The 8,539-nt window shown below is 71.1% G+C and carries 9 protein-coding genes and 1 pseudogene; 7 read left to right on the top strand and 3 right to left on the bottom strand.

The window, feature by feature from the left end; genetic code table 11:
- Positions 1 to 14 precede the first annotated feature (14 nt).
- From HZS56_RS11140 to HZS56_RS11130, 3 genes and pseudogenes are all read left to right on the top strand, one after another.
- Positions 15 to 809: pseudogene (locus tag HZS56_RS11140) on the top strand (AIM24 family protein); the annotation flags it as partial.
- 13 nt (positions 810 to 822) lie between these two features.
- On the top strand, positions 823 to 1,503 hold the full coding sequence (locus HZS56_RS11135; RefSeq protein WP_216720577.1) for an AIM24 family protein: 681 nt from the start codon (positions 823 to 825) through the stop codon (positions 1,501 to 1,503).
- Positions 1,504 to 1,520: 17 nt separating this feature from the next.
- Positions 1,521 to 2,276 carry an AIM24 family protein gene (locus HZS56_RS11130; RefSeq protein ID WP_216720576.1) on the top strand — a complete coding sequence of 252 codons (756 nt, stop codon included), beginning with the start codon at positions 1,521 to 1,523 and terminating at the stop codon, positions 2,274 to 2,276.
- 54 nt (positions 2,277 to 2,330) lie between these two features.
- Here the strand turns inward: HZS56_RS11130 and HZS56_RS11125 are convergent, their stop codons facing one another.
- Both HZS56_RS11125 and HZS56_RS11120 read right to left on the bottom strand, forming a co-directional pair.
- A complete protein-coding gene (locus tag HZS56_RS11125; protein WP_216720575.1) occupies positions 2,331 to 2,846 on the bottom strand; it encodes an NUDIX hydrolase in 516 nt (171 codons plus the stop codon).
- Complete coding sequence (locus tag HZS56_RS11120; RefSeq protein WP_216720574.1) at positions 2,843 to 4,336, bottom strand: zinc-dependent metalloprotease; 1,494 nt, start codon at positions 4,334 to 4,336, stop codon at positions 2,843 to 2,845. Before HZS56_RS11120 ends, HZS56_RS11125 begins: the two co-directional genes overlap by 4 nt.
- 192 nt (positions 4,337 to 4,528) lie before the next feature.
- Here HZS56_RS11120 and HZS56_RS11115 point away from each other — a divergent pair, with 192 nt between their 5' ends.
- From HZS56_RS11115 to HZS56_RS11100, 4 genes are all read left to right on the top strand, one after another.
- Positions 4,529 to 5,650: an SDR family oxidoreductase gene (locus HZS56_RS11115; protein WP_216720573.1), complete on the top strand. Its 1,122-nt coding sequence runs from the start codon at positions 4,529 to 4,531 to the stop codon at positions 5,648 to 5,650.
- A 218-nt stretch (positions 5,651 to 5,868) separates the two neighbouring features.
- On the top strand, positions 5,869 to 6,327 hold the full coding sequence (locus HZS56_RS11110; protein WP_216720572.1) for a molybdenum cofactor biosynthesis protein MoaE: 459 nt from the start codon (positions 5,869 to 5,871) through the stop codon (positions 6,325 to 6,327).
- Positions 6,328 to 6,485: 158 nt separating this feature from the next.
- On the top strand, positions 6,486 to 6,650 hold the full coding sequence (locus HZS56_RS11105; protein ID WP_216720571.1) for a hypothetical protein: 165 nt from the start codon (positions 6,486 to 6,488) through the stop codon (positions 6,648 to 6,650).
- A gap of 84 nt (positions 6,651 to 6,734) precedes the next feature.
- Positions 6,735 to 7,829 carry a YlbL family protein gene (locus HZS56_RS11100; protein WP_216720570.1) on the top strand — a complete coding sequence of 365 codons (1,095 nt, stop codon included), beginning with the start codon at positions 6,735 to 6,737 and terminating at the stop codon, positions 7,827 to 7,829.
- Between the two features lie 33 nt (positions 7,830 to 7,862).
- Here HZS56_RS11100 and HZS56_RS11095 read toward each other — a convergent pair whose 3' ends face one another.
- Entirely contained in the window at positions 7,863 to 8,405 is a 543-nt protein-coding gene (locus tag HZS56_RS11095) for a PPA1309 family protein (protein ID WP_216720569.1), read from the bottom strand.
- Positions 8,406 to 8,539: the final 134 nt, after the last annotated feature.

Raw genomic sequence — 8,539 nt, 5'->3', positions numbered from 1 at the left:
GGACCTGGCCGTAGCCGGGTTACGGGCAGCCGCCCGCGCCCCCCGGCTACGGCCAGGTCCCCGGCCAGCCGGCCCCGCCGCCCCCGGGCTACGGTCAGCAGGCCGGCCACGGTGCCCCGCAGGGCATGGCCGCGGGCGCGCCCCAGGGTGCCGGTGTGACCGCGGCGCTGGAGCAGTTCCGGGAGACGCCGACCGGACAGCGCTGGACCCAGCAGAACAAGAAGCTGGTCCGCGTCGACCTCGGCGCGGAGGGCCAGCCGGTGCTGGCCCGGCAGGGCAGCATGGTGCTCTACCAGGGCAAGGTCGACTTCAGCTACAAGGGCGCCGGATTCGCCGGCCGGATCGTGGGCAACGCGACCGGCCAGGAGATGCAGCTGATGCGCTGCACGGGCAAGGGACAGGTGTTCCTCGCGGACAACTCCGCGATGCTGCACCCCATCGAGCTCCAGGGCGACGCCGTCTGCGTCTCGGCGGAGAACGTGCTCGCCTTCGACGAGACCCTCCAGTACGAGGTCCGCCGCATCGAGGGGCACGGCATCCCCGGTGGCGCGCTCTTCACGATGCAGTTCCAGGGCACCGGCACGATCGTCGTGAAGACGCAGGGGGTGCCCGTGGTGCTCCCGGTCACGCCCACGACGTTCGCCGACTGCAACGCGGTGGTCGCCTGGTCCGCCGCCGCCCAGGTGGTCGTCTCCAGCCAGGTGCGGATGCGCCGCAACTCCTACGCGGGCGACACGGGCGAGAGCGTCAACCTGCAGTTCCGGGCCGCGCCCGGCAACTTCGTCGTCGTCCAGCCGTACGAGATCTGAGGGAGAGCCCGACATGAACCAGCCGCTCGCGGGCTACGCTCCCGCACCCGTCACCGCCCGCATGGAGAACCACGGCAACCACATGCTGAAGGTCGCCATGCAGACGGGGAACGACCTCCTCGCGCGCGTGGGCTCGATGGTGGCCTACGAGGGCTTCGTCCAGTACGAGCCCAACCCGCCGGCCGTCCGCCAGATCGCCAAGGACTGGCTGACCGGCGAGGGCGCACCCCTGATGAAGTGCTCCGGCGACGGCCTGCTCTACCTCGCCGACTACGGGGCGAACGTCGTCGTCATCAACCTCAACGGCGACGGGATCTCCGTCAACGCCACCAACCTGCTCGCCTTCGACGCCCACCTGACGTGGGGCGTGGAGCGGGTCAAGGGCCTGGCGAAGTTCGCCGGGCAGGGCCTGTGGAACACGAAGATCTCCGGACAGGGCTGGGTCGCGCTCACCTCCCGGGGCAAGCCCATCGTGGTCGACTGCGGCGGCGGGGAGGACGAGACGTACGTCGACCCGGACGCCCTCGTCGCCTGGTCCCCGAACCTCAAGGTGAAGGGCAAGCGCAGCTTCAAGGCGCAGTCGCTGATCGGTCGCGGCAGCGGCGAGGCCTTCCAGATGGCCTTCTCCGGTCAGGGCATCGTCGTCGTCCAGCCCAGCGAGGACAGCACCGACCGCCTGCGGGCCCGGGGCTGAGGGGGAGCCAGAACATCATGCAGAGTCCGCTTTTCGCCTTCAACGACCAGCAGACCCAGGAGACCTGGAGCCTGCAGAACAAGCACATGCTCCGCGTCGCCCTGGAGGGACACGACGACGTGCTCGCCCGCAAGGGCACGATGGTCGCCTACCAGGGGCTCGTCGAGTTCGACGCCGAGTACCAGGGCAGCAACCAGGCACGCACGCGTGCGCACACCGGGGAGGGCCTGGACCTGATGCGCTGCCACGGGCAGGGCACGGTCTACTTCGCCAACCTCGCCCAGTGCATCCACCTCGTGGACGTCGACCAGGACGGGCTCACCGTCGACAGCAGCTACGTACTGGCGATGGACTCGTCCCTGCACCACGAGGTGATCGCCGTGGACAGCCTGTACGGCATCTCCGGTTCGGGGAAGTACCAGCTCAACATCACCGGCCGGGGCAAGGTCGCCCTGATGACCTCGGGCGTTCCGCTGTTCATGCAGGTGACGCCCGACAAGTACGTCAACTGCGACGCCGACGCGATCGTCGCCTGGTCCACCGGCCTGCGGGTGCAGATGCAGGCGCAGACGCATTCCTCCGGGGTGTGGCGGCGGCGTGGCAACACCGGCGAGGGCTGGGAGCTGAGCTTCATGGGCAGCGGTTTCGCGCTCGTCCAGCCCAGCGAGCTGCTGCCTCCGCAGAACGCCCAGCTCGGATCCGGTATCGCCGCCCAGTACGGCATGGGTCAGCAGGGTGCCCGTGGTCAGAACCAGGGCAACGTCTGGAGCTGAGCCCGCAGCCTGCCCGGTAAGGGGTGCCTGCCATGGCGGTCACCCCTTACCGGCTCAGAGCCGGGCGAGGGTCGCCTCCACCAGGCGCACCACCGACTCGTCGGCCACGTCGGCGACCTCGGCGTACGGGAACCAGCGCAGGTCGAGGGACTCGTCGCTGATCGCCTCCACGGCCCCGGCCGGGGCGAGGGCGGCGTACTGGACATCCAGGTGCCAGGCACAGGGCGTGTGGTGCCGGTCCAGACGCACCGGACCGCCGGGGAGCAGGCCCAGGCCCTCGATGCCGGACTCCTCGGTCGCCTCGCGCAGGGCGGCCCGCGCCAGGGTCTCGTCGACCGGCTCGCAGTGGCCGCCCATCTGCAGCCACATGCGCATCTTCTTGTGCAGGGTCAGCAGCACCCGCCCGCGCGACGGGTCGATCACCAGCGCGCTCGCCGTGACGTGCCCGCTCGCGCAGGCCTTCCACATGCCGTCCGGGTACGCCGCAAGGTGGTCCAGGTAGACCTGACGCAGCTCGTCCTGGCCCCGGTGCTCCTTCAGGACCAGGAGCGCGTCGTCGTGGAGGCTCACTCGGCGCCGTCACCCTTCCTGCCGTCGGCACCGCCGGGGCCCTCGCTGCCCGGGCCCTCGTCGTCCGTGCGCTTGTCGTCCGGTGCCGTCCCGTCCTTCTTCCTGAGGTCGGGCTTGCCCGCCGCCTCGCCGAGCATCTTGTCCAGCTCGGAGAAGTCGAGCTGCTCACGGTGGACGAAGCCGTCCGGGTCGTCCAGGTCGGACGCGTTCGGCAGCATGTCCGGGTGGGCCCACAGACCGTCCCGGCCGTCGACACCGTGCGCGTCCGTGAGGGAGGCCCACAGACGGGAGGCGTCGCGCAGCCGGCGCGGGCGCAGCTCCAGGCCGATCAGCGTGGCGAACGTCTGCTCCGCCGGGCCGCCGGAGGCGCGCCGGCGGCGCAGCGTCTCGCGCAGCGCGTCGGCGGAGGACAGGCGCGGCTTGGCGGCGGTGTGTACCACCGCGTCCACCCAGCCCTCGACGAGCGCCAGAGCCGTCTCGAGCCGGGCCAGGGCCGCCTTCTGCTCCGGCGTGTCCTCCGGCTGGAACATGCCCTGCTGGAGAGCCTCCTGCAGCTGCTCGGGGTTCTGCGGGTCGAACTGGCCGACCACGTCCTCGAGCTTCGCCGTGTCGACCTTGATCCCCCGCGCATACCCGTCGACGGCGCCGAACAGGTGCGAGCGCAGCCACGGCACGTGTGCGAAGAGACGCTGGTGGGCGGCCTCGCGCAGGGCGAGATACAGCCGCACCTCCTCCTGCGGCACGCCGAGGTCCTTGCCGAAGGCCTCGATGTTGGCCGGCAGCAGCGCGGCCTTCCCCGACGGGCCGAGCGGCAGGCCCACGTCGGTCGAGCCGACGACCTCGCCGGCCAGGACGCCGACGGCCTGACCGATCTGCGTGCCGAACATGGCGCCGCCCATGGACCGCATCATGCCGATCAGCGGGCCGGCCATGGCCTGCATCTCCTCGGGCAGCACGTCCCCCATGGCGTTGCCGACGCGCTCGGCGACCGGGTCGACCAGCTCACGCCAGGCGGGCAGGGTCGCCTCGACCCACTCCGCGCGGCTCCACGCCACCGCGGTGCCGGCACCCGAGGGCAGGGCGGTCGCGTCGTCCAGCCACAGGTCGGCCAGGCGTACGGCCTCCTGCACCGCGTTGCGCTCGGCGGGACCGACGCTGGCGTCCTTCCGGCCGTCCGGCGTGCCCTGGGAGACCGTCTGGCGCGCGATCTGCTTGGCCATGTCCCAGTTCACCGGGCCGCCCTCGTAGGAGAGCATCTGGCCGAGCTGCTGGAACGCGGCGCCCAGGTCGTTGGGGTTCATGGACCCGAACATGGCAGCGAACGGGTTGTCCGCGCCGGGGCCGCCAAGGCCTCCGGCTCCGGGCGTCCCGAATCCGAACGGGTTGGCCGGTCCCTGACCACCGCCGCTCTGCTGGTCCTTCTTCTTGCCCTCGTCGCCGTCGTCCGGCTCCTCCGGCGGAAGGCCGAATCCGAATGGGGTGTCACTCACGGGGTTCCTCGGCTGGTAGGGCCGCCGGTTCTTTCCGGCGGCACGGCTGCCCGACTTCACCACCCAGCGTAGACACCCCGGGCCGTTCGGGCCTCGGTGCTTCGCCGGACGGCTGCCTGCGGCAGGATGGATGCCACCTGGTACGTACGCGTCGCTCGCGCCCGTACTGAAGACAACCGCTGGAGACGCCCGGTGAGTTCCCCAGATCCGCAGGTTCGCGCAGCGCGAAACCAGTCAACCAGTTCCGCCCGCCCCGGCGCGCGCGGACCCGTCGTCGCGGTCACCGGTGCCGCGACCGGGGTCGGAGCCCTGCTGACCGCTCGGCTCGCCGCATCGGACGAGGTCAGACAGGTCGTGGCCATCGACGAGCGGCGAGGGGAGTGCGAGACCGCGCGGTGGCACGTTCTGGACGTACGGGACCCCGCCGTCGCCGAGAAACTGCGGGGTGCGGACGTTGTGGTGCACCTTGCGCTCGACCTCGACCTGGAGACCGACGCGGCCGCCCGGACGGCTTACAACGTCCGGGGGACGCAGACCGTCCTGACCGCCGCCGCGGCCGCCGGTGTGCGCCGGGTCGTGCTGTGCACCTCGGCGATGGTCTACGGCGCGCACCCGGACAACGAACTGCCGCTGTCCGAGGACGCCGAGCTGCGCGCCACGGCCGAGGCCACGGGCGTCGGCGACCTCCTGGAGATCGAACGGCTCGCCCGGCGCGCGCCACGGGCACACCCCGGGCTCAACGTGAGCGTGGTCCGCCCGGCCGTTCTGGTCGGCGGCATGGACACCGCCCTGACCAGGTATTTCGAGTCGCCCCGGCTGCTGGTCGTGGCGGGATCGCGGCCCGCCTGGCAGTTCTGCCACGTGGACGACCTGTGCAGTGCCCTGGAGTACGCCGTCCTGGAGAAGGCGGACGGGGAACTGGTCGTCGGGTGCGACGGGTGGCTCGAGCAGGAGGAGGTCGAGGAGCTCAGCGGGATCCGCCGGATGGAGCTGCCCTCGGCGGTGGCGCTCGGCGCGGCGGCCCGGCTGCACCGGATCGGTCTGACGCCCTCACCTGCGGGGGACCTGGCGTACACGATGTATCCCTGGGTGGTGAGCGGCAGCCGGCTGCACGACGCGGGATGGCGGCCGAAGTACACCAACGAGGAGGTGCTCGCGGAACTCCTCGAAGAGGTCTCCGGCCGGCACACGGTGGCCGGCCGTCGCCTCGGGCGCAAGGACGCCACGGCGGCGGGCGCCGCGGGCGCGACGGTGGCGCTGCTGGGCGCCGCGGCGGTGGTGCGGCGGGCGCGGAAGGCCCGGCGCCGCATCTGACACCGCCCGGGACACCCGCCCACCGCCCGGGACACCCGCCCACCGCGCGGGGACACCCGCCCGGGCCGGGACACCCGCCCGGGACACCCGGCCCCCGACACCCGGCCCCGGCACGTGTCCCCGCGCGGCTGCCCCGGAGAAGCCTCCGAGGCGGTACGCGCGTGTGCCGGACGATCAGGCCGTTCCGGTCTGTCAGTGGCGTGCGGCACGATGGACACATGGCAACCACGAACGATCACCCCGGTGAGCTGGCCGCTGCGGACCCCGTCAAGCTGATCGGCGTCCGGGAGACGCCCCTGTCCGTGGACGAGGTCTTCCGGGCCGTCGGGGACGACGCGGCCGGCGGCACGGCACTGTTCGTGGGCACGGTGCGCAACCACGACGGCGGCACCGACGTCGACCGGCTCGGGTACTCCTGCCATCCCAGTGCCGAGGCCGAGATGCGGCGGATCGCCGAGAAGGTGGTCGCGGAGTACCCCGTACGGGCGCTCGCCGCCGTCCACCGTGTGGGGGATCTGGAGGTCGGGGACCTCGCCGTGGTCGTCGCCGTGTCCTGCCCGCACCGGGGCGAGGCCTTCGACGCCTGCCGGAAGCTGATCGACGACCTGAAGCGCGAGGTGCCCATCTGGAAGCACCAGACGTTCTCCGACGGCACAGAAGAATGGGTGGGCGCGTAGCGACCTCGTTCAGGGGTGGTGGTCGGGGCGTGTCCGGAAAAAGAGGGTCCTGGTCCCTCGGCTTGCGTAACCTGCCCCCCGGCGTGAGCGTTGTCACTGCGGATGGTTAATCTGCTGATCAGTCAGTTGCGGACGCTCGTGGGGCTGGGAGGTCGGACATGGCAGCGCTTGCCTGGTTGCTGATCCCGCTTTTGGCCGCCGTCGGCGCGGGACTGTGGGGAAGCTGGGTCAACCGCACCCGCAAGACCCGCAGCGACGGCCCCGAACTCGACGGGTACGCCCGGTTCCGCGAGGCCATGGAGAAGCCCCGCACCGGCGCCTGACCGGCAAGCGCCCTGACGGGAGAGCCGTCCCGGCAGGGACCGCCCTGACGGTGCTCTGACAGCCACGTCCCGTACTGTCGTGCCATGCCACGCCGCACCGCGACGATGCTCGCCTCCACCCTGATGCTGATCGCGCTCCTGTGCGCGGGTGTTTTCATCCCCGTGCCCTACTCGGAGATGTCACCGGGGCCGACGGTGAACACCCTCGGGGACCACGACGGTGAGCCGGTGCTGCAGATCACCGGTCACGAGACCTACGAGGCGAGCGGGCACCTGAACATGACCACGGTCCGGGTGACCAGCGCCGAGTACAAGATGAACCTCGTGGAGGCCGTCTACGGCTGGCTGTCCCACGACACCAGTGTGGTGCAGCACGAGACGCTCTACCCGGACGGCAAGACCGAGGAAGAGGCCACCCAGGAGAACGCGGAGGAATTCAGCCAGTCCCAGGAGAGCGCGAAGGTCGCCGCGCTGAAGGCGCTCGACATCCCGGTGAAGTCCTGGGTGGTCGTCTCCGCAGTCGTCAAGGACTCTCCTTCGCAGGGCCGGCTGCACGCGGGCGACGTGATCAAGGCCGTGGACGGCACGGCCGTCAAGAAGCCCACCGACGTCTCCGACCTGGTGACCAAGCACAAGCCCGGCGAGGACGTCGTCTTCACGATCGTGCCGGCCAAGGAGCAGGCCGCCGCGGAGAAGGAGCGCCGGACGCCCACGAAGACGGAGAAGGTCACGGTCACCACCGAGACCTCGGACGACAACGGCGAGGAGCGCGCCATCGTCGGGATCTCCGCCGGGACCGATCACACGTTCCCGTTCGACATCGACATCAAGCTGGCCGACGTCGGCGGTCCGAGCGCCGGTCTGATGTTCGCCCTCGGCATCTACGACAAGCTCACGCCGGGCGACCTCACCGGTGGCAAGTTCGTCGCCGGTACCGGGACGATCGACGACAACGGCAAGGTCGGCCCGATCGGCGGCATCGGCATGAAGACCATCGGAGCGCACGACAAGGGCGCCCAGTACTTCCTGACGCCCGCCGACAACTGTGCGACCGCCGCCGCGGACACCCCCGACGGGCTCACCCTCGTGAAGGTGGACACCATCGACGACGCCCTCGGCGCGCTCGAGGACATCCGCTCCGGGAAGACCGGCGACCTGCCGAAGTGCACGACCGGCTGACACGGCGAGCGGCCTGCTGGATCCCGGCGGAACCTACTCCGCGAAGGTCGCCGAAAGGGCCTGCGCCAGGCCCGGCACCAGGTCGGAACCCGTGAGGACCTCCGTGGCCGTGTCCTTCTCCCGCAGCCGCAGGGCCGAGTCCCGGGCGCCGTCGCGCAGGACCGCGACCGTCATCCGGACCTCCTGCCGCTCCGGGTGCTCCGCCACCCACCGCGCCAGCTTCGTCTCGTCCAGGCCCTCCGGGACCTGGGCCTCGGCCGACGGGGGCAGCATCAGACGTTCCACGGCGAGCGCGCAGCCGACCACCGCGTCGGGCCAGGCGATGGTGCCCAGGAACTCGTCGAGGGGCTGGTCCGTTGGAACCTCGTCCTGTTCGATGGGGGTCAGGCCGGAGCTGTCCGGCTCGTCCCGCAGACCGAGGCGGTCCGCGAGCGAGGGCTGATCGGCCCTCAGACGTGCGGTGTCGACAAGTGCAAAGAGGCGTGCGGGCTGGTCCCAGCCGAGGCCGGAGACGTACTCGTCGATCTCGAGTACGGCCCGGGTCAGGGGGCTCGCTGCCATCGGGGTGTTGGACATGGTCACAATCCTGCCTCGTTCGTAGCCCGAATCGGGAACCGAGTAAACGTTGAGTAAGTTGCATAAGTGTGGGCCCACGATCACGAGGGCGCACGGGGGGCCCGCGAACCCGAGGGCCTGACGTATCAACAGCG

Origin of the sequence: Streptomyces mayonensis (assembly GCF_018982965.1) — a bacterium.
Classification (GTDB): Bacteria; Actinomycetota; Actinomycetes; order Streptomycetales; family Streptomycetaceae; genus Streptomyces; species Streptomyces mayonensis.
This window is presented reverse-complemented; position numbering and strand designations above follow the sequence as displayed.

Coding starts and splice junctions, on each gene's coding strand:
- HZS56_RS11110 (WP_216720572.1), top strand. CDS start 5,869: ATGGCAACCACGAACGATCACCCCGGTGAGCTGGCCGCTGCGGACCCC.
- HZS56_RS11135 (WP_216720577.1), top strand. CDS start 823: ATGAACCAGCCGCTCGCGGGCTACGCTCCCGCACCCGTCACCGCCCGC.
- HZS56_RS11100 (WP_216720570.1), top strand. CDS start 6,735: ATGCCACGCCGCACCGCGACGATGCTCGCCTCCACCCTGATGCTGATC.
- HZS56_RS11105 (WP_216720571.1), top strand. CDS start 6,486: ATGGCAGCGCTTGCCTGGTTGCTGATCCCGCTTTTGGCCGCCGTCGGC.
- HZS56_RS11095 (WP_216720569.1), bottom strand. CDS start 8,405: ATGTCCAACACCCCGATGGCAGCGAGCCCCCTGACCCGGGCCGTACTC.
- HZS56_RS11130 (WP_216720576.1), top strand. CDS start 1,521: ATGCAGAGTCCGCTTTTCGCCTTCAACGACCAGCAGACCCAGGAGACC.